At 41.7% G+C, this 21513-nt stretch carries 17 protein-coding genes; 6 read left to right on the plus strand and 11 right to left on the minus strand.

Features of this window, described 5'->3' with window-relative positions:
- Positions 1-191 precede the first annotated feature (191 nt).
- From ACO06Y_RS16745 to ACO06Y_RS16755, 3 genes are all read left to right on the plus strand, one after another.
- On the plus strand, positions 192-1334 hold the full coding sequence (locus tag ACO06Y_RS16745) for a helix-turn-helix domain-containing protein (RefSeq protein ID WP_422080152.1): 1143 nt from the start codon (positions 192-194) through the stop codon (positions 1332-1334).
- Between the two features lie 116 nt (positions 1335-1450).
- Positions 1451-2677, plus strand: a complete 1227-nt coding sequence (locus tag ACO06Y_RS16750) for an alpha/beta hydrolase family protein (RefSeq protein ID WP_422080153.1) — start codon at positions 1451-1453, stop codon at positions 2675-2677.
- 12 nt (positions 2678-2689) lie between these two features.
- A complete protein-coding gene (locus ACO06Y_RS16755) occupies positions 2690-3853 on the plus strand; it encodes a flavin monoamine oxidase family protein (protein WP_422080154.1) in 1164 nt (387 codons plus the stop codon).
- Positions 3854-3971: 118 nt separating this feature from the next.
- Here ACO06Y_RS16755 and ACO06Y_RS16760 read toward each other — a convergent pair whose 3' ends face one another.
- From ACO06Y_RS16760 to fabD, 5 genes are all read right to left on the minus strand, one after another.
- The gene (locus ACO06Y_RS16760) at positions 3972-4904 is read right to left on the minus strand and encodes a hypothetical protein (RefSeq protein WP_422080155.1); all 933 of its coding nucleotides are present in this window, start codon (positions 4902-4904) and stop codon (positions 3972-3974) included.
- 337 nt (positions 4905-5241) lie between these two features.
- Positions 5242-5811, minus strand: a complete 570-nt coding sequence (locus ACO06Y_RS16765; protein ID WP_422080156.1) for a 2'-5' RNA ligase family protein — start codon at positions 5809-5811, stop codon at positions 5242-5244.
- A gap of 283 nt (positions 5812-6094) precedes the next feature.
- Positions 6095-7783, minus strand: coding sequence for a leucine-rich repeat domain-containing protein (locus ACO06Y_RS16770; RefSeq protein WP_422080157.1), 1689 nt, complete (start codon positions 7781-7783; stop codon positions 6095-6097).
- A 245-nt stretch (positions 7784-8028) separates the two neighbouring features.
- Entirely contained in the window at positions 8029-9606 is a 1578-nt protein-coding gene (locus tag ACO06Y_RS16775; protein ID WP_422080158.1) for a metallophosphoesterase, read from the minus strand.
- Positions 9607-9735: 129 nt separating this feature from the next.
- Positions 9736-10632 carry an ACP S-malonyltransferase gene (fabD, locus tag ACO06Y_RS16780; RefSeq protein ID WP_422080159.1) on the minus strand — a complete coding sequence of 299 codons (897 nt, stop codon included), beginning with the start codon at positions 10630-10632 and terminating at the stop codon, positions 9736-9738.
- A 225-nt stretch (positions 10633-10857) separates the two neighbouring features.
- Between fabD and ACO06Y_RS16785 the strand changes: the two genes are divergently transcribed.
- The 3 genes from ACO06Y_RS16785 (at position 10858) to ACO06Y_RS16795 (ending at position 13524) form a co-directional block, all read left to right on the plus strand.
- Positions 10858-11430, plus strand: a complete 573-nt coding sequence (locus ACO06Y_RS16785; protein ID WP_422080160.1) for a Crp/Fnr family transcriptional regulator — start codon at positions 10858-10860, stop codon at positions 11428-11430.
- Positions 11431-11523: 93 nt separating this feature from the next.
- On the plus strand, positions 11524-13104 hold the full coding sequence (locus ACO06Y_RS16790; RefSeq protein WP_422080162.1) for a Dabb family protein: 1581 nt from the start codon (positions 11524-11526) through the stop codon (positions 13102-13104).
- A 192-nt stretch (positions 13105-13296) separates the two neighbouring features.
- A complete protein-coding gene (locus ACO06Y_RS16795; protein ID WP_422080163.1) occupies positions 13297-13524 on the plus strand; it encodes a hypothetical protein in 228 nt (75 codons plus the stop codon).
- Here the strand turns inward: ACO06Y_RS16795 and ACO06Y_RS16800 are convergent.
- From ACO06Y_RS16800 to ACO06Y_RS16825, 6 genes are all read right to left on the minus strand, one after another.
- Entirely contained in the window at positions 13516-14898 is a 1383-nt protein-coding gene (locus ACO06Y_RS16800; RefSeq protein WP_422080164.1) for a transglutaminase-like domain-containing protein, read from the minus strand. The two genes, ACO06Y_RS16795 and ACO06Y_RS16800, sit on opposite strands and share 9 nt — an antisense overlap.
- Before the next feature lie 174 nt (positions 14899-15072).
- Positions 15073-16686, minus strand: coding sequence for a carboxypeptidase-like regulatory domain-containing protein (locus tag ACO06Y_RS16805; RefSeq protein WP_422080165.1), 1614 nt, complete (start codon positions 16684-16686; stop codon positions 15073-15075).
- Positions 16687-16720: 34 nt separating this feature from the next.
- Positions 16721-17578, minus strand: coding sequence for a permease (locus tag ACO06Y_RS16810; RefSeq protein ID WP_422080166.1), 858 nt, complete (start codon positions 17576-17578; stop codon positions 16721-16723).
- A gap of 48 nt (positions 17579-17626) precedes the next feature.
- The gene (locus ACO06Y_RS16815; protein WP_422080167.1) at positions 17627-19216 is read right to left on the minus strand and encodes an L-serine ammonia-lyase, iron-sulfur-dependent, subunit alpha; all 1590 of its coding nucleotides are present in this window, start codon (positions 19214-19216) and stop codon (positions 17627-17629) included.
- Between the two features lie 315 nt (positions 19217-19531).
- A complete protein-coding gene (locus ACO06Y_RS16820; RefSeq protein ID WP_422080168.1) occupies positions 19532-19942 on the minus strand; it encodes a hypothetical protein in 411 nt (136 codons plus the stop codon).
- Between the two features lie 2 nt (positions 19943-19944).
- Positions 19945-21126, minus strand: coding sequence for a DNA cytosine methyltransferase (locus tag ACO06Y_RS16825; RefSeq protein ID WP_422080169.1), 1182 nt, complete (start codon positions 21124-21126; stop codon positions 19945-19947).
- Positions 21127-21513: the final 387 nt, after the last annotated feature.

Here is a 21513-nt window from a genome sequence, read left to right on the forward strand (position 1 = left end):
ATGGTACTCCATAAATCCCGTACCTCGGTTTCATTACCTTATGTTTAATTGCCGCTCTTCAAAGACTCCCCTGATTTTGATTATATTGGATTCACAATTGCTTAAAAGATTGAATACGAGCATCGATACATATCATGATGATTTTATCCATGTCTATCCGCTTTTGTTGATAAACAATAAAAGTTGAAAAGATGGATTTTCGGGACTATTTAGGTATCGGTTTTTTTTCCGGGCTCATTTTGATGTCCACACTACATGGCGTATTGTTGGCATTGATATTGTTGTGCAATAAAAACCTGAACTCTAAATCTAACAAGTATTTGGCTATGGCCCTATTGGGCATTTGTGTCATTTTAGCTTACGAATTTGTCTATTGGTTGGACCTGGAAGATAAAATACCCGTCTGGATTCAATATTTACCCCTTTATATCCGAACGACCATTCCGGTCGGAATCTTCTATTTCGTCTTGTTTCTGGTTCAACCTGAACATCGACTTACCAAATTTGAGAAATTGGGCTTATGGGCCATTGCCTTGGAACTGTTATTGGAGATGGTATACATTCCTGTTAATTTATTTTTGAAGGATCCGGATCATATTGCCATTGCGGAAGACTATATCATCATTTTGGGGTGGTTTTTGAGTGTCTTTGCGGCTATGGTATTTTTGCCCCTGGCCTTGCGCAAAGTCAATCAATACCAAAAATTTCTTTATGACAACTACTCCACCACAGCTAGAAAAAGCCTTAGATGGCTACAGGTATTTTTAACTTTGGTGCTTCTGGGAATGATTTTGGGTGTCATTAGCTTTTTACAATATGTATTCGGCTATTATGATGCTTCCGAATCCACATTTGCCATTGTTGTAATTAGCTTCGTGATACTTCTATTTGCTATCGGTTATTTCCTGATATTGCAATACAATTGGTTTGAAATCGCTCCCTTAAAAAACAACAAAGGCGGGGCGGTATCCATTTCAAGTAAACTCTCGGACAACACGAATGCTTATTATAACCAATTGATAGCACTGCTTCAGGATGAAAAAGTCTACGAGGATGTCAACCTAACCCTGGATAAGCTTTCGGAACGACTTCAGATCAGTAGCGGTTACCTTTCACAAATCATCAAGGAAAAAGAACAAAAGAACTTTTTTGAATTCATTAACTTCCATAGGATAGCATCCGTAAAGGAAAAATTGGTGGATACGGATTATAAAAACTACACCATAATGGGGGTTGCCCTGGAATGCGGATTCAACTCAAAATCTACCTTTAATGCGGTATTTAAGAAATTTACCAATGAAACCCCTTCTGCCTTTAAGCGACGGCATGCTTAAGTCCGTTTAAGTTTGTCCGACTTTCCACAGTTTGGGCCTTTTCGCACCATCACAACACTTGAAACCATGATTTTTGTTGGGAATCTAGCAGAAATATAGATTTCGAATTTTTAAAAATGAAAACATCATACTTTAAAAACAAGTTAATAGCCCTACTGATTTTAGGGTCGATAACCGCTCTTAATGCCTGTTCAAAAGGCGATTCTGTGCCTGTAGTTGTTGTCGATCCCGCTTCAACGGAAAGAGGGGCACTCATTTCATATCAACAAACAGGAAGCTTAGCTGCAAATAAAATTGCCTCTAATGGTAGGACTATCGGTGATGTATCTACTTTTACTACAAACGATGTAACGTTTTATCGAGTAATCTATAATTCGCTTTATAATGGAGAACCAACCCAGGTATCCGGTTTGGTGATGATTCCCCAAAACACAGCAACTGCTTTACCGCTCATTCAGCATCATCATGGCACGATCATACCTGAATCTGGATCTGAGGGTGAAGTACCTTCAAACTATAGGGGAGGTATTACCGAAAATAATGTGGAAACCAGTTTTATTGGTGCGGTAATGGCATCGAACGGTTATGTGGTCTCCCTACCGGATTACGCCGGTTATGGGGAAACCTCCCATTTAGAACACCCGTATACTGTGCACCATGAACTAGCGGAAGTGTCCGTGGATATGATTCGAGCTGCCAAAAATTTGTTGAATGAGCTTTCCATTGGCTTCTCCAATGCCGTTTTTTTGACGGGTTGGTCTGAAGGAGGGGGTGCAGGCCTGGCCACACATAAGTATTTACAGCTAAATTACCCAGGGGAGTTTACCGTAAAGGGGAGTTCGTTATTCGCGGGTCCTTATGATTATTCCGCTTTTTTTTCAGATATTTTGGAAAACAACGCCCAAGCTTGGGACAACCTCTCTATTTATAGTTGGAGCACGTATGCCCTAAACAAATTCATGGCCTCTTCAAACCAATCTAATCAAGATATTTGGAGCTATGCGGTAGCCAATCAGATGGATGCCTTGTATGTACCTTCCAATATACCCAATGAAGTTTTTGAGGCTACATTTATTCAAAATTTCAACAACGGGAACAATACTGCATTTATTGAAGCGATACAGGAAAACTCCTTACTAGAGGATTGGGCGCCTGTTGGAAGTTTGTTTTTTCATTCCGGAACTGCAGATGCCATAGTGCCGCACTACAATTCAATAAATGCCCATGCACAATTTCAATCTGTTGGGGCCAATTCAACGCTTTATGAATACGCCGAAGAAGACCATTATACCCCGTTGTATGATTATGTAGTTACCACTTTGAATGATTTTAATAGCTTATAGAAATTTATCAATATGACCAGAAAAGAATTTGTTCAAATCTGCGGAATCTTGGGTGTGGGTCTGCCAATACAGGCTGCTTTTGGTTCCTGTACTAAAGAGGATCCGATTCTTAGGGCATCAGATAATGTCATCATTATCGGTGCCGGCGCGGCAGGACTCTCCGCTGCTTATTTATTGAACCAAAAAGGCATAAACGTCCAAATTTTGGAAGCGACATCCCACTACGGCGGCCGAATGATACGGACTACTGATTTTGCAGACTTCCCCATTCCCTTGGGGGCGGAATGGTTACATGTGGAAAGGGATGTTTTTGATGAGATTGTCAATGACCCCTCCATAAAAGTAGATGTCAACACTACGCCCTACGATCCTAATGTGGATTTTGGCCTTTTCGAAGGTAGGCGAGTCAGCGTTGCAGATATCGGCTTTACCATTGACCAAAAATTTGTCAATGCCACTTGGTTTGATTTTTTTGAACAATACGTCACCCCATTTGTAACGGACAAGATATCGTATAATCAAATAGTGAATTCCATTGACTATTCGGGTGAACAAGTAGTGATCAAAACTACTAATGGGGAATTTTCCGCGAATAGGGTTATCGTAACCGTTCCAGTGAAAATGTTACAAAACGGAGCGATTACCTTTATCCCTGAATTACCTTCGGACAAGCAGAATGCCATCAATAAAGTAAGGGTATGGGATGGTTGTAAGGCCTTTATTGAATTCTCTGAAAGGTTTTATCCCACATTTATCGGCTTCGATATCACCCCGGAAACCGATGGGCAGAAATTGTATTATGACGCTGCGTATGGTCAAAATACAACCAAGAACATATTGGGGCTATTTGCCGTTGGTACGGGAACCTTACCCTATGTAAATTTATCCAACACAGAATTGATTGACTATATGCTAACAGAGCTGGATGACCTATTTGATGGTAAGGCATCGGCCAACTATGTGAAACACCTTTTCCAAAACTGGAATGAAGCTCCTTTTGCCAATGGGGCATATGTTGTTGACCATGAAGATTGGCGAAGAGTTCGTACCCTTGGCGAGTCGGTGGGCAACCAATTGTTTTTTGCCGGTGATGCCTATACTACGGGCGAGGATTGGAGCAGTGTACACACCGCTGTACGTTCTGCAAAAAGAGTGGTCGATGCATTGATTGGTTAAAAGTGTGTTACTGTCTTTAGCTTAGGTAGTTCATACACTGAGCCAGAGAAAGCTAAAATTGTTGAGGACACCCCTTACCGAAAGTCTCTGTATGTCAAAAAATCAGATAATACGGCCCCTAATCCTCTAGGGCACGTTGTGCATCCTCCAAGTTTTCCAGAGCCTCCTCTAGTTTATCCAGGGCTCTTTTTTTAACACGACGTTCTCTCCGTTTTTCGCTACGTTCTTCCCTAAGCTCAGCCTTGTCCTCATCGTCCTCCTCTTCCTCAATATCCTCATCCAAATCTTCGATATCCTCATTCAGATCCTCAATATCGTCCTTTAAATCGTCCATGGCGTCCTTAACATCATCGATGGCTTCTTCAATATCATCCTTATCCCCTCCAAAAAGAGCTTCCCTTATCGTCTTGAACAAATCCTTAAAACAGGCGAAGAGTTCCTTAAGCAGTTCAATGGCTTCGTGTGCGAGCCCCGCTCCCTGTTGTAGTGTTTCCCCGGTATCGACCACACGTTGAAGGTGGGAATCACCGATGCGTTGTGAAGCACCACTGGAAAATAAATAGGCACGCTCGGCCTCAATAGGCATAATCATGTTAAAACCTGTCAATTTGGTGGTTTCCAATGTAGGATCAGAATTAAAATTGAAACCAATGGCTCGGATGGGTATGGCATTGAAGTCTCGATTCTTAAGCCCATGTTTTACTCCATATAACAATAAGAATACCATATCCTCCTCGGGTGCCCGTACGGGGGAATTTGCCAACCTTCTTTGAAATTCGGAAGAATTACAGGGGATGGCACCATTTAGCTTTTTTAAAAAGCCCTTGATAAGTTTAACATCCATAAGCTCTGGAAGGGCCGCTCTTACGGCCCTTTTGGTCAAGGCTTGCAATTTTTCCGTAGAAATCGGTCGATCTGCAAAAAGTTCGTGCCGTAAGCCAAGCTCATTTGAAGCGTGCTTATGTACACTTTGGACGAATGTTTTCGTTAAAGCATCAAATTCCGGGGCAATACTGGTTTTGAACAGGTTTTCTTTTTTTTCAGAGGACATGATATCAGTTTTAAGGTTTATTACGGACGATACTATCGCGTTGCTAAATCCACTACTATGCTAGGTACTGTTATAAATGCTTACCGTTATGGCAATCTATACACATAGCAATAAACAGGTATTCTGTTTTGGGGAAGGAAAACGTAGGAAGTCAATACTTTGGTGTATTTAAATATAGAAAATAGTAGCCAAAAGCATCTATAGAAAAACCTTAGAAATTCTGGGGTTTTTATATGATATCATACACTTGCCCAACAGCAGGCAGGCTTTTGCCTCTCCCCTTTAAAACTTTGAAACAAATGCTCGATTATGATAATATGCGAAGTATTTTAAACGATTAAGAGAGTTTAACTTCGTGCAGCCAATCCCATGTTCTATATTTTGACCGTGAAACCAGGGTGAGGTAATCTATCTCCATTTGCCTTGAATATCCCGCTTTCTGAAAATGTAGTAAACTTTCATAGAGCATTTTCTTTCCAGTAGCTTTGGAAATGGTCATATGCGGGTAATCCGAAATAACGAACGATCTTAGCTTTCCCTTAAGATGTTGGTCATACAGGGATTGGACATTTTCATGTATTGCGGCAATGGCCTCATTCTTGGGGACTTTGAGGTACAATGTCCGTGAACTTTCAAAAACTTCGAATCCGTCTATTTGTAATTCAAAGGTCGTTCTTTCCGACAATTGGGTAAAGACCTGTATAAGGAGATCCTGATATTTTGAATTCATTTTAAAGCTCGCTATGGTAATATGGGGTTTAGATCTGGAGAGCGGTTGCTTCCCATAGGCAAGTTCAAATTCCTTTTTTAGTTCCGTTACACTTTCCAGCACCTGATCCGGAGGTACGATTCGCAGATTGTAATACTTTATTTTGGACGTAAAGATGGGTAATCGTAATTGCTTCATAACATAGGAACATATGACCTGGACTTAGGCTATGACCAATTACACAGCATGTAACGGAATATCGGTAACACAACGACCAAAGCGATAGCCCTTGGCGATTTTAAAAGCCGTATACTAAGACCTCCGTTTAGGATTAGGTCTTTATAAATATAGCAAACTTGATCTTATTTCAAAACTACGGGGTACTTTGGTTCTCATGAAGCCAATCGGCTTGCAAAATTATACTAAAGGTATCGAGGCAAAATGCTATTAAACCAAAATGGCTTGGGCGTTCCGGTTTGCCTTAATAATTGTTGAAAAACCAATCGTATGTTTCCTCCAGTTCGTTTAACTTATCGGTTGTGGACGGATCCATTTCCTCAAATCCTGGATTATTGTTGAACTCCATATACCCGTTCATAATTGAATTTAGCACAGCCTGCTCGTGGATATGTGTTATTATCTGATCCAATTGGGAACCGCTAAATTGATTCCCCCTTATCCCGAGATTAAAGATTTTAGGATTATTCGTGATGTCCAGGCTGCTTAAATTATTATTCCCAAGAAACAAGCGCTCTACTTCCGGATTATTGGACAAGTCTATATTGCTCAATAAGTTGTCATTGATGTACAAACCTTTCAAAATCAGATTCGAGGAAAGATCAATGGCAGTGATTTGATTTTCATATAAATCAATACGTACGAGGTTGGTGTTCTTCGAAAGATCTATGTTTGTCAGTTCATTGGCACCTACACTTATCTCTCTTAAATTCACATTGTTGGAGACATCTATACTGGCCAAGGAATTATAACTCAAATCTAACCAGGCTAACTCCAAATTGTTGGATACATTTAAATGGCTCAACTTATTTTCTCGGACAAACAATTTCTCCAATCTGGTATTATTAGAGATATCCAGAGCGGAAATTTGATTTCCCGTAACATTTAAAAGTTCTAAATTTGAATTTTGAGAAACATCAAGATCCGTTAATTGATTGTATCGCAACTGGGTGGTAATCAATTTTGGGTTGTTGGTAAGATCAAGGCCGATAATTTGGTTGTATCCTACTGTTAGGGTTTCCAATGCCAAATTTTTTGAGGTATCGAGCATTGAAAGCCTTCCCAAATAGATATGGCATTTTTTTAATAATGCCAATTCGCCTATATCGGCTGAAACGATATTGCTTTGAAGTGGGTTTCCTTCCTCATTGTTACTATAAAAACTAAAATCTTCAACGACCCCAATGGGTCCACTGATGTTCACGGTATAGGTATTTTCCTCGGAATAGGTATGCATCAGTTCATTTTCCTCCTCAGTATCACTTTTGGTGGACAAATACTCTTCAACGGTACCATCTCCCCAATCAACTTCATAACTTGAAGCTGTAATTGATTTCAAGACAATGGTCTTGGTAGTAATCGATGTAGATTCGTCAATGGTCAAGCTGAAGAAATCGGTAGACTTCGGAAAGGTCAAACTCAACAAAGGGTAACCGAAATCGACAGGCTTAAAACCTTCGGCATCAATGTTATCCGTTGTTGTAATATTGGATTTGTCCCGCTCCACCTTAATGCTAAATGGAAGTGTTTTTTCGGCGAGTGGCGATAAAGCTGAATTTGTTTTCGGCACTACGGAAATGACGGCGTTATCCATATTGGTAACTATAAATTCTGTAAGATTGTAGGTTCCCGTGTCTAACGTAATTTCATTCGTTATGTATTTTTCACCTACTTTTTGTACCGTAATTTTTTCTTGGGTAAGAATTGTATTCCCATTATCGTCAGTAATACTGATAAGTGCGAAAGCGGGAACAAGACTCTTAGAGCTTTTCTTTAACGATGTATTCGGCGCTATGTCCTTAAAATCAATACTAAATGCGTGTTTTCCCTTTGCTCCGGATGGATCACCTCCCGATACATCTGGATCATCGTTATCGGAAGAACATGAAATGAAAATTATGGAAAAAAGTAGTAGGAGGAACGTTTTTTTCATGGAACGACTGGTTATGTTAAATCTGTCATCTTTACTAAAAAATGAATGTGCTAAGATTCTTTAGCCTAAATGGGATATTTTTTGCTTGCCTTAATGTGTTGCTATTTTCCAACACAAAAGTATAACGCAGCAAAAAATAGTATAGTACATGTTGGGCAAAAAGTGACACATGGAACGATTTCGTAAAGAACCTGGATAAGCCAATTACTATTGAATTTGTGGCCTAGGCCGTATACATGAAAAGATCAATCCTTTTTTCGAATCTCCTCTAAAACAGTTCCGTCCGCGTCAAGGCGAAGCTCCACCTCCTCATTTCCCTTCTCCATTTTGACCTGGTATTGAAAAACACCGTTCTCCTTCGAATAGGCAACACCATCGAACTCAAATCCAGGGTATCTTTTTTGTAACCTATTTTTGATAGCATCCGGTAATGGATCTTGATAGGGAATGGTGTTGTTGAACCTTCGTGGGGCAACGGCCTCCTGTTTTCGTTCAATAAATTGGTTCGGCCCCTCCCCACCTTTAACCAAATCAAAGGCATCGTACAGCTCACCAATGGCCGTATAGGATTCGAACGACAGTTTGTTATCCTCAATGGTGATTACTTGGAAGAGTTGGGTGTTTTCGGCAGCCCTATCCCGTTCCGCTTCCCAGCCATCCCAAGCATTGGGACGCAGCCCGTACATCTTTCCGCCACTTACGGATACCACATAGACAGTGCCTGTTCGATCCCGTAGATTGACCCCATCCAAGGTATTCTCCCCAGGTGAGACCCTGCCCCTGGCATAGCTGTGGTCGTGTCCTTGAAGGACCAGATCCACATGGTATTTGTCAAAAATTGGTTTTAGGAGTTCCCGTAACTCGGTGTTATCCCTATTGGAGGAGGCCGAGAACAACGGATGGTGGAAGGTGACCACTTTCCATTTCTGGGTGGTCCCAGACAATAGTTCCTCCAACCAAACGGCCTGCTTTTCATGCTCTACGTTGGTGTTGAGACCTATGATACGGGTGTCCTGATAATCCATAAAATAGACGGTCTCTTCCAAACCCTCGGGACCGTTTTCCGGAAGTGTGAATTGGTAATTCCATTGTGCGGAAAGGCTCCTTATCCCTTTTTTTCCGCCCTCCTCGCCCAAAGGTCTGTACTCGTGGTTCCCAGGTACGGGGAAGGAAGGAAGGGAACTGTGTATCCAACCGCCCGCATCGAACCATTCCTGCCACTCCTGTTCGCGATGCGCATTATTCACCAAATCTCCGGCATGGATAATAAAACGTGCGTCGGGGGCTTTTTTATAGCCTTCCCTAATGAGTCTTGACCAAAGTTCGAGGATGAAGTTTTGGGTATCCCCCACATAGAGGAACGAAAAAGGTTCCGTTGTGGATCTACTGGCAGTCCTGAACTGTATCCATTCGCTCCATCGTTTTCCATCACCGACGCGATAAGCATACACCGTATCCGGAAGTAAATCCGAAAACGTGGCCGAATGGTAATTTGATATGAAGCCTGCGGTCGGTATTTTAGACCCATCAAAGGTAGTGGTGACAGCTTTTAGGGTATTCGCATTGCGCCAAAACTTTGGGGCACCGGTAGCCACAGCGATTTCGGCAAAGGCCGTTTCGATTTCGGGTACGGTACGCCAGGTTACGCTGGCCGAAATCGCAGGGTCTTCACCAAGATTCAACACGATCCTATCCGGATACCGGGAAGGTTTGCTCCACTCCACATCAAATTCCGGTGCCCGGTATACCCGCGGTTCCTGGGCAAGGCCGGTCCAGGCAAGTATACCCCATAGAAATGTTGCTAAAAAAGAAATTCTCTTCATGTGATTTTTAATTTGGTAAAGATTCAACCAACCCTGAAAGGTAAAAGGCGCCAAAGTATGATTTTATAGTACCTGTTTGTACTTACTTGGTGCCTAACCCCCGGAAAAATTATACTACGGTAAAAATAGTCAGAAAACTGCTTTGGTCACTTGCGATATCCCACAAATAGCCACATTTTTATCGATTTGGCGAACGAGCCCCCTTAGAAAATTTCCCGGACCGATTTCGGTAAACTCGGTCGCTCCATCTTCTATCATATGTAGAATGGTATGCCTCCACATGACCGGATGTGTCAATTGGTCGATTAAATTTCTTTTAATGCATGCTATATCTTCCGTAGGGCGACCCGCAATATTCTGATATACAGGGCACATGGGGGTTTTGAATTCGGTCTCCTCTATCGCCGCACTGAACTCTTCAACTATGGGTTCCATAAAGGGAGAATGAAATGCACCGCTTACCGGTAAATCCACCACCCCCTTGGCACCTGGCCTTAGTTTATCACAAGCTTCCTTTAACGCTTTCTTTTCGCCTGAAATTACAACTTGATGTAGCGCATTATAGTTGGCCGGTACGACCACACCATTTACATGATTGCAGATATCCTTAACAATAATGTCATACAATCCGACCACTACGGCCATACCCGTATTTTCGATCTCACAAACTTTTTGCATGGCGGAGGCACGCCTGGAGATAAGTCTTAGGGCCGATTCAAACTCTATTGCACCGGAAGCGGCCAAAGCCGATATTTCGCCCAAGGAATGTCCGGCGACCATATGAGGTTTAAAGTCCTCACCCAAGGTCTTTACGAGAATATAGGAATGTAAAAAAATTGCAGGTTGGGCATATTTGGTTTGTTTCAGATCTTTTGGGGATCCATCAAACATTACATCGGTAATCGAAAACCCCAAAATAGCATTGGCTCTTTTAAAATACGTTCGGGCCAATTTGGATTTTTCAAACAAATCTTTTCCCATACCTGGAAACTGGGCGCCTTGACCAGGAAATAAATATGCGTGCATAAACCACAGTTTGTTACTAACTCTACTTAACCAGAAAAGAATCGATAGTAAAAGAAACGCATTATTCACAAGTAAAACACTAGTATTCCTATCAAAAACTGATATATTCGGTAAAGTACATTTGGCCTGTTTCTTAGCCTTTCATTATCCCGAATTAGATTTGCGTACCTGGAATATTCCTATTTTTACGACCAAATAGCATCAGTCCGTAAAATGTCCAATGATTTGCTCAGACAAAGTATTAAAAGGGATGTGGAGATTTCCGATTCACAGCTTAATGAAATCTGCAGTTACTTTGAACCAAGGAAAGTTAAAAAGGGCGATTTTTTACTTGCCCAAGGAAAGGTTTATAAGTTTGAGGGTTTTGTGTTGGAAGGTTGCTTCAGGATATTTACCCTGGATAAAAAGGGCAATGAAATTACATTGTACTTTGCGATACGGGGCTGGTGGCTCATGGATATAGATAGCTTTATGAATCAGACCCCTTCCGATTTAAACATTCAGGCCCTGGAAGATAGCCGGATACTCTTGATAAAAAAAACCGATAAGGAATTGCTCTATGACCAATTGCCGATAGTGGAGAAACTTTTTAGGGTCATGAGCCAAAAAGCCCTGATAGCATGGCAAAGAAGATTGATCCGAAACCATTGTCAAACAGCCAAGGAACGCTATCATCATTTTACCGATACCTACCCCGAAATTGCAGCCAAGTTAACGGATAGGCAAATTTCCAGTTATTTGGGAATCACACATGAATTTTTGAGCAAAATAAAGCGGAGTGTCTTAAAAAAGGCATAGTTTTTCAAAAGTTGAACTTGTTCAATTTTTTTGCCCCTTCTATCCCCTACTTTTGATTTTAGACTTAGATACGGTACCAAAAAAACAACCCCGATGGAGCAACTATTTTCAAAGGCCTTTACGACCACAATTTTATGGGTTTCACTTTATATATTCCTTGCTATACATCCCGGTTTCTCGCAAACGATAACAGAGGATTATGATAGGAGTGCCACCTTGCAGCCAGTAGATGTGGCCGAGATACACGGAAATACCGTAACCGCTACCGTTTATGGGAAAAATGGTGAACATTTTGTGTATGCCGGGGGCGATAGTGGATTTATAGATGTTTTGCATATGGCTTCCAACGGTGATCTTACGGCGGTGGAGACCATTGAATTGTATAACAAAAATGGACCTGCCCGGGGATTGGTCGCCGATAATATAGAAGGCACGGACTACCTCTTTGTTGGCAATAAGGGAGGAAATGCCGTGGAGGTCTTTAGAATCGGAAATGATGGTAGGCTCAAAAGGGTCTTTCTGTTAAAGGATACGGACCAAACCTATTTGGGTACGGTAATCACCCTTAAGGTAGTCCATATGGAGAAAAAATCCTTCCTTTTTGTCGGTGGACTGGAAGATACTCCCGGGCTAAGTTGTTTTGAAATTAGGGATACGGGAAAACTTGTTCATGTGCAATCCATGAAGGACAATGAAGCCATCCATACCGATGGGATTATTGGGATGTACTCCCATAAAATCAATGGCGACACCTTTTTGTTTACCGGGGGATTTCAAGATAATGGCGTTAGCAGTTTCAGGGTCTTTGAAAATGGGCATTTTGAGAATGTTAACAACATCGCGGACAATACCAAGGATCGGTACTTGACCGGAGCATATCCCGTGGACGGTGTTGTTTTGGGAGGCAATCCTTATGTTGTTGTAGGGCACCGGCATCATAAGTATTACAAAAGGGTCGGCTTTATCAAAAAAAAGGATTTTGTGTACCATGGTGACGGGGTAAGTATTTTTAAGGTAAGCCCCAAAGGCGAACTAATACCCCATTTTGTGTTGATCGATGATGAACGAACAAAGCTTTCGGGACAGACGCGTATAGAGCTATTGCAATTGAACGAGGAACAAGCTATAGTATCGGTAGCGACCCGTGACGATAAAAGCATTCAAATCTGCCATCTGGACCAAGACGGAAAGCTTTCACCATTGGGGGTATTGGACACGGGATATCCAATTTATTATGGAATGGCATCCCAAAAAATAGGTGAAGATCTTTTCTTTTTGGCCGGTTCCGTACAAAATGACATAAAAAAACTCTTTAGCTATAAAATCAATTTTTGGAAAAACCATGGCGACAAATCACCTAGAAGGGTTCTTCGTCATATCGTAAATCTAAAGTATAAAGCAGAAGCGACCGAAGGACAGATTGATGAAGCCATCGCGGGTTTTAAGGATCTGCAAACCAAAATACCCGAGATTATAGGTTTTGAAGGGGGATACAATATCAGTAAGGAAGGCCATAGCCAAGGTTTTACCCATAGTTTTGTCCTAAGCTTCAAAAATGAAAAAGATCGGGATATCTATTTGTCCCATGAAGCTCATAAGGCTTTGGTGGAAAAAGTAGGGCCGATTTTGGAGGATGTACTTGTTATGGACTACTGGGGCAAAAATGCTTTCTAGCATTCTCGAGTCATTACCTACGCGATTTCTATGGATATCATCCTTTTCGGATCCTATCCAAGGATCGTTTTTGATAGCCGGATAAATTCCAGATCGGTTGGAGGGGTTCGATCAAAATTTCCTATATTTAAGTAAATCAATTGATTATTAAGTATTCTGCTTCATTTTTTAATTCACTAAACAACTCATATCATGGGCCGCTTAAAAGAATTGAAATACTTTATTTTGGTTATGTTCCTTTGTAGTTTCGTTACGACTGGCTTTTTGAGCTCTTGCCGTGAGCAGAAAAAAAAGGAAAATACCGAACAGCAAGGAGAGCATCCCGAAGGGGAAGAACACCCGGAGGGCGAAGAGCATCCTCAGGGGGAAGAACATCCGGAAGGTGAGGAACATCCGAAGAAGGATTCTGTATCAGGGTAGATTTGCCACCTTCTCCGAAGCCTCTTTATCGGCCTTCCTATGAAATGAAAAAAACGTTTCGGGGAAAGCGGGAGCGTTTTCTATTTCCATAACGGGATAAGCCAGGAAGTTGATAGATCCGGAATGTGGGCCAGGCTCTATTTGAAGATCCCGTCCCCGGCTGAATTCGATACGATTTGCCGGATGTCTGCCAAAATAGTAGGTAGCCAGGGCCGTATACTTATTGGCTTCACTGATATCCACGGGCCACCATTTTCCCTCTGCATAAAACTCTGCCCAGCAGTGATAACCATCAATGCCTCCTTCATTACGATCCGATGGGATAGAAGCCCCCACGGCAAATCGCGAAGGTATTCCCGCAGATCGGGCCAGGGAAATAAAGAGCGAATGAAATTCCGTACAATTACCGGTCAGGGCATCACATGCATAGACCGCATCCCCACTGCCATACTTTCCAAACTTCGCATACCGCATATTATCGATAATGTAATCATATAAGGCCCTTGCTTGCATCAGCGTACCTCCATTGCGTTTTTGCCCAATAATGGAATCGGCAAGTACCTGAAACCGGTCGCCTACAGGCATCAATAAACTAGCGTTTAAATACTTTGTAACCGATGAATCATCCTCATAAGGCCTTTTCTCCTGCCTTTCAACATCATAAACAAGTGCCAATTGCCGTTCGCTATGTTCAGGAGAAAGTTCAGTATACAGGATAGAATTACCGTAGTTCTTGTCTTTGAGTATTCGATGTTCTGCGGGAGCTTTGACCTCTACTAATTTAATAGTTTGAAAACGATCGCTCTGTGGAATTGGGATCCATAGTTTTGCTGATTCTCTTATTTCCGGAAGGGTAACCTCATAACGAAATTCAAATTTGTCCTCTCCTTCGATAACCCCAAGTAAATCTGATGAAGCGTTTTGGATCGGCTTTCTATACCAGGTCTTGTCCTTACGCTGTTTCCAGGTATAAAAAGGCTTGCCATTGAGCTTGTGCAGGGTGGTTTCGGTAACGGTCATATTCCCTGGATCTCCCTCTAGAAAAAAATCCACATCATATACATCACCATTTATGTCGGCTAGATCCACGCAGGCAAAATGACGCCGGGGGCCAAGATTTGAAAGGTATTCCGTATGCACACGCACCAACTGTAGACGGAGTTCCTTCCCTTCCGCAACCATGTTGAAATAGCCGCCCCCCTCCTCTACCTTTTTAGCGATATTGGCCTTAATGCCCGCCTCTATATCAGCAGTAACCACTTTGGGAATGTTTTGGACAACGGATTTTCCTTCTTGTTTTTTATCCTTTGGGCCGGTATTGCAAGCCATGGCCAAAGCAAGTACAAAGAGATACATCATCCTTAGGCCCTTCATTTTATAAGCGATTATGATTTGTATGAATTTACAACAATTCCATCGTTCTCCCAATACCGATGGTTACCCTAATAACCGAATCAAGATCCGGAGATTAAGACCAATAAGTTTCATCAGATGAATCTTCGAATGTGCGCTTGTTGCAACTTCCTCCTATCATTTCTTGAATAGCCTTTAGTTTCTTATATTTTGAAGAGGCGTATTCATCCAATAGTCGTCAAAATTATCAGGTTTTGTAATGGGTTGGTCTTTGAAAATAGGCTTTCTCTTTTCCATAAATAGACTATCCACGGGACTTTTTACATTTGGTTTTACTTCTTGTACAAAGAATTCCCGAAATTGATTGTAGTCCCTAAAAGTCCATTCGTTGATCAAATTGCCGTCCACATCACGTATATTGGATACTTTAGTGCTTAACACTAATGAGTCGACAGATCCTCTACTCGCACTCGCAGTCGTATACATTGACATAAACTTAGAGGGGTACATCTTGGGGTATAAGAGCACCGTTTTTCTGTTCCCATCGTTATTATCAAGTACAATTTTTGTGAAATCTATTTTTTCGTCCTTATATTTCAGGATATAGTTATCCCCGTTTAAAGCATCCTGTAAATCGGGCGTTCGATTAAAGGACATTACCAAACACTGTAGATTGGGATCTACGGTTACGGACTCCAGTACGAACTTAGGGGGATCCCAGATTTGAAACGTATTGTGAAAAGAGATATAACTGAGGTACATCCTGTTACTTTCAGGGCGATACTCCGTGATAATCTCAAAAATCAGCTCGTTATCGGTTTTATGCATGTTGAGAATACCATTTGGCAACTTTTTTGTACGGTCGTATACAGTATACTCCATCTTATGGATGGCGAAATTTCTTTTTGAAATGTACATTGTGCCATACGCACTATAGTCCAAAAGCAGCTTCTGGAACTTAACGGTATAAAGGGATTCGTCATCTAGATAAGTGTCGGACTCTTTTTTGAACCTATGTTCAGGGAGTAGGTCGGATTTAAGGCGATGAACAAAAGAGTAAGAATCGATTTTATAGTTGCGCAAAGCATCATGAACCCTTAAAATGGTAAATTCATTACCGCCATAGGCCGCTAAAAAAGCCTTATCGATAACCTTGCGACCTTCTTTGAATCGATAGTCGTACGATTGCAATGCCAGGGTATCCCGTCTAAAACCTGTATTTTCCAGATAGTCGAAAATCTTAACTTTGGTGGTAACGGAATCCATGGCATCAAAGCCTTGATCAAATACTTCCAATAGAGCCTCGTTGAGATTTACATATCCCAAACTGTCCAATTGGTAATCCCGATAATAACCTACGGTGGAAAAAGGTTCTACCGGGTAATTTTCAGGTATTGCCCTTAGGGCCCTTCGTACTATTTGCTTTGCCGTAAGTTTCTTTCTCTTTTTCTTTTTTACGGTTATTACGGCTTCTTCCAATTCCAATGTTGCCGATTGCAGTCTCACATCGTTCAACTCGGAAATCGAAAAATCCTGGATCAAGATCTCTTTTGTCCGATATCCCATAGAGGATATCTCGATAACATCACCGTACTCTTTGTAACGTAAAGGAATTTTGAAACTTCCATCCGTATTTGAAATAATACCTAAAGCCCGACCTTTTATTCGAATACTGGCAAACGCTATTGGCTCTTGTGTTTCGGAATCCATTAGCTTGCCAATGATATATTCGGGTTGTTGGGATAAAACAGAATTTGATACGAGAAGTAGCAAAAGGAAAAACAAATGGGTTGGCCCTCTTTTTCGCATGGTTGGAACGCTTTTGACCTTAGGGGAATTGAGGTTATTTTTTAGTGAATCCGTCATGTAACATCACTCCTGAGGTATACAGTATCACGCCAATTACGACCCATCTGAGCACATCCAATGGCAACGATTTTATAATAAAAGCAGCTATACATACGGCCAAAACACCTGGAACCGCCATGGCAACGGCAGCCTTTCGGTTATAGGCTTTTTCCCGGATAAAGCGTACCGACGCCGGAGGCATCAAAAAAGCACAGGAACCCATCATAATCGGAAAAGCTACTTTGGGTGACATGCCCAGGGCGAAGACCAATGCCATACAAGGAGCATACAATCCGATACCGGCGGTCATCAAAGCACCCAAACCGAAATTGGCGACCACGGCGATTGCCAACTTTTCATTTTGGAGCCCGATGGCTTCTCCTCCCCCTTGAATCCATTCCATATTGGTGGCCAACATAAAAAATGCCGTTACCAATAGGGCAAAACCCATGACCAACCGAATTCTTTTTTCGGACAATTGGGCCACTACCCCTGCACCCAGAACCGCTCCCAAGGCAGCTGAGATGAACATCAAGACCAATGTTATGGGTTCTACTTCGATAATGGTAATAAAAATCAAGGCCTGTAATAAAACAGGAAGGGTGTTCGCTACATTCATCGTTCCTGGAATCTGTTTGTCCTTGGTCTGTTTGGTGAATTTTAGGAGGGCGGTCTGTGGAGCAAATGCGCCAATACCGAGTACATCAAAAAAATTGACTACAAAACCAATAAGGGATGTTTTTGACCAACTGCTGTTTTCCAGGGTATTTCGATGCGCTAGGAAGTCCTTCGTCAAAACAAAAGTGAACCAGACCGCCAGGCCGGCCAATGAAATCCAAATTATCGTTATCATATCTCTTGACTAAAAAGAATGTGGAGCTTAAGAACGACTTCGCCAAACCTAACAAACCTTAAAAAAAGTCTTGCCTCTGTTTATTTCCCCTTTGGCCAGTTTGGCCTCGATTTCCTTTGCGGTCTTTGTAATGGCGAGACCTCCCAGACCCGTGCAACGATGGGTATTGGGCAATGCATCGCCTACGCGTTTCATGGTCTCCACCACTTCGTCCAGGGGAATTAGATGATCGTAATCGGACAAGGCCATATTTGCACAGGAGATGGCATTTGTGGCAGCCATTACATTTCTATTCAGGCAAGGGGCCTCTACACGATCGGCGATCATATCGCATATCATACCCAAGCTGGATTGCAATGCCATTGAAGCTGCTGAAAGCGATTGGTCCAACGTACCTTTTTTTAATCCCACAATTGCGGCCGCTGCCATACCGGATCCCGATCCGCATTCGGCCATACATCCTCCTACTTCCGCTGCGAATGTCGCATGAGCCGCTATGAAGACCCCTATGATTCCGGCCGCCAACATCGCCTTTACCATTTCTTCTTCTGAAAGTCCCAATGTTCTGCCTACGCCGATAATGGCTCCGGGCAAAGCACCGCAGGATCCGGCCGTGGGAGCCGCAACTACCACTCCCATGGAACTTTTGACTTCCATCATTACGGAGGTATATAAAATCACTTGATTGAGGATATCGCCCTCCACAAGCGTTTTATCCTTTATCCGTTCCTGAAACGCCAAGGATTGCGGCCCCAAAATGCGATCGGCGTATTTGGTCCCCTTCAGTCCAAGGTCTATCGCGTTTTGCATGATTCCAAGTATGGAACGCATCTTTTTAAATACTTCCTGCTTGGAAATATTCCCCCGCATGCTTTCATAAACTACGGCCAGCTCCCATAATTCAAGGTTTTTGCCTATGTTGAATTCAAGCATTTCATTACAGGTGATAAAAGGGACTGTAAGATTTTTACGTGCCATTATGGGAAGTACGGGATGTATCTTCTTAACACAAAGAACCTGATCCATTTCCACGAGTGTCGCCTCCAGGTCAGCGGAAATGAATTGGTTCGATTTTATTTCGATGAAGGAAGAAACCCCTTCACGTAATGCAATTTCGTCACAAACAAAGGATTGCTCAATATGCTCAATAAGGTCGGTAGGGGTTTTAACATAGACCAGGGTTTGATAGAAATCCCCGTTCATGGATACCGGGGCTCCGTCGATTTCAATAATTTCGATCATGCCCCCTCCGGTCGAAATGGCTGTTACCGTTCGCGTTTCCCTACTGTTTTTTAGGGTAATCTTGTAGGTATTGGGATGGGTGGCCCCAATGGGATGAATATCGATATTGATCTGAATCCCTGCTTCTTCAATGGCCAGTAGATAGTCTGGTAGGCGCTCCTCATCCGCCTCCCAACCCATGAACCCACCAAATAGTCCCATGTCCGATCCCTGACCCTTATGGGTCGTTGCCAAGGAACCATTCGGGTCAAACTCAATATATACTTCCTTGATAGTGCCATCCATCAAATCGCGACACATTCTACCGATACGCAAAGAGGCTGCACAATGCGAGCTCGACGGACCGCGCATTACCGGTCCGATCACGTCATTGAATATACTGGGATACCTTTTCATCTTGTGAATTACATTTCAATATATGAAAAATCAGGATTCCATAAAGATAAATCATCCTAGACCTAGATCATCTATCCTGATACTTCTTTAAGGCGGAAGGAATAAATAGCGTATAAGCCACTTGTCGCAATCCATACTCTTTTGGACTTTTACAATGAAGCTTTGGGGACTGTTTCGGTTCTATGGTCTTGGGTTCAAAGAAGGCATTACTATTAGTACGGACACAAGAATACCGCCTCCATCAAGATTTTGAGTGCATTAAAAGTAATGGTATAAAGAAAAGTAAGCGATTTTGGTTCTAATTAGAGGGTTGGCTTAGACTTTCTTTTCAAACTCTATTGAATTCCAGGCGCTTTCCGGCATTGTACCAATGACAATTTGTCCGCTTTCATCAATGTAGACAAACCAAACATGCCCACCTTTTGGTTTAAAGCCACGCTTGGAAGATAAATAGAGTCTTAATTCTGATGTAGCTAGTTTGGGGAAAACAAGATTTAAACGAATACGTAGCATTTGCGGATAAAGTAAAAACTCTTTTAACGCCAAATCGGGGTGACTTGCTTTATTGCCCTTTAGAATATTATCTTTTCCAAAGTAGCCCAATACTATGTTCTTCTCATCTTTTGTAACGGTAATTTGGGAGTCGAAATATTCTCTTTCGGTAACCTTGGAAAATGCTCCATTTTCACAATCAAAGAAACGTTTATGAAAGTTTTGAAATTTCATTTTTACCTCTCACTATCCAATAATATTTTGACAAAGTTTTTTGCGATTTCCTCAATGACGGGAACGGCAACGGAGTTACCAAACTGTTTGTATGCCGGAGTATTACTAATGGGGAGTATATAAGATTCCGGGAAACCTTGAAGCCTGGCGCATTCTCTTGGAGTGAGTTTACGTGGATTTGAACCTTCTTGAGGAATTAAGCACTCCTTGCCATCCTTTCCATATCTGGCAACCAAGGTATTGGCAGGTTCCTCAAAACTTGCGATGTTTGCCTTAAATCCAGTTCCTCTTTCCAAGTTTCGTTTTGTTCTTTTGATATGACCTTTCCACAATTTATCTGAAATCGTGAATTCGGAAGACACGTTTTTTTCCAGTATTGATTTTAGTCTTTTTGGTTTTCCTTTAAGGTCAGGGAATTCAAAATTTTTAGGATTATCCCTAAAACAGACCATATAGAAACGTTGTCTTTTTTGGGGTACAACAGTTTCGGCATTAATTATTTCGCTGTAAAAGTGGTAGTCCAAATCCTCCATTGTTTTTTTTACAGTGAGATAAGTATTTCCATTATCATGGTTCTTGAAATTTTTAACGTTTTCCAGAAAAACTATTTTTGGTTTTTTCAACGCTACTATGCGTGCAATATCAAAGAACAGATTCCCTTGGTCTTTATCCAAAAACCCATGTTTTTGTTCTAGGGAATTACGTGCCGAAACTCCGGCCAGGCTAAAGGGTTGGCATGGAAAACCCCCGGTAAGGACATCGTGGTTTGGAATTAACTTTTTTAATGTACTATCCGAAATCTGGGGATTCGTAAAGTCCCGGATATCACCAAAAGGATATTCTCCAAAATTGGATTCGTACGTTTTTTTTGCGGCATTATCAATTTCAGATGAAAACACGCATTTACCGCCCTGGTTCTGCAATGCTAAACGAAATCCCCCTATTCCCGCAAAAAGGTCGATGAATTTAAATAGGGGCTCCTTTGGAGGAGGAAAAGGAACATTCCATTCGGTTTCGACCGAATCCTCAATTCTAGAGGCAATAAAATCTAAAGCTTCTTTTTTATAAATAGATGCTACACCATTCTTACTATTTTGTAAATAATGCGTTAAGTATGCATGTTCATTTGTAATTATTTTATCTCCTGTAATTTTTAGATATTTCTTTATTTCTGAATAGCTCATTAAATATGTTCCGATTCGTAGAATTTTTTCTCAAATGTAATGATAGATTGATATAATTCAACTTAAATCATAGAAAAATATCTACATGTTTTTAACATAAAGAATGTAATACCCCTCCATACCTGTTTACCGGTTCGCCGCCTGAGGAAGTTTGATGGGTAACGCATTGCGGTATAGTACGTTTTGGGCTTATCCAAGAGAGGAAATCATAATTGGGAAAGGTGTGTGCCAGCGATATTCTATAAAGGGCCGATCAAACGATAGCCATAATTGCTCACGTTCATTGTTTTTAAACGAATCCGTAAAGGCCTAGTATATTGGATTATTAGATTTTTTAGGCCGTATTCTATGCCTATTACATTTTGTAGTCGTAATTTGTTGTCTGCA

It is taken from the genome of Ulvibacterium sp. (assembly GCF_965228935.1).
Taxonomy (GTDB): domain Bacteria; phylum Bacteroidota; class Bacteroidia; order Flavobacteriales; family Flavobacteriaceae; genus Ulvibacterium.